A 686-nucleotide genomic window follows, 5' to 3' on the forward strand; every position below is an offset into this window, starting at 1 on the left:
ACGGTAGCGGCTTTCCATGGTCCATTGATTTCGCCTCGAAACCCTTGAAGCAGCAGCGGTTGACCCGCCATGATTTCAGGGCGCCCCTCAAGGCTTAAAGAACCACTGCCCACAGCACGGCAAAGTCGGTCTGATTCTGATGCAGCAGCAGCTTGTGCTTCTTCTTTACAAGTGTAACAACCACGCAGACAACGCACGGGACCACTAAAACCTGTCTGATGCTTGACTTGGCATTGCTGCCCTTTTGAACGATCAAAATACCGTGCTTCTATCATGCCATATTGGGTACGCGGCTCGAGACTAAATTCCCAATGGGAACATTCCTGTTGATGAATGGTCTGGAGGGGGAGATTGTCCCCGCTTAAAAATAAAAACTTATTGTCTTTGATTAAAAAACGCGCCTGCATCCGATCAGCAAGGCGGGTTAAAAAATCAATCGCCGATTGATCGGTGCGTACCACATAAGGCAAGGTTTGTTTGGTAAATTGTGGACTGACCTTTGCTTGATAACCATGACGTTTGGCAAGGGTCTCAACAATCTCAGCAATGGTTTTGTGGTCAAAATGTTCGCTTCCCTGTTCTTTGAGTTCTTTACGCATCGAGGCGCTTTTGCCACAAAGACGCAAGATTTCTCCATCACTGCCCCCACAACTGATCACCGATTCCACAACAAAACACCCCATAAA

Annotated in this window: 1 protein-coding gene; it reads right to left on the bottom strand. The window is 47.7% G+C overall.

Annotation, left to right across the window (positions count from 1 at the left end; translation table 11 throughout):
- Nucleotides 1–686, bottom strand: a 686-nt coding sequence (locus tag PVV65_RS09900) for a phage late control D family protein (protein WP_273790043.1), incomplete at both ends; no start/stop codon positions are given.

Origin of the sequence: Bartonella sp. ML70XJBT (assembly GCF_028618425.1) — a bacterium.
In the GTDB taxonomy this organism is placed as follows: domain Bacteria; phylum Pseudomonadota; class Alphaproteobacteria; order Rhizobiales; family Rhizobiaceae; genus Bartonella.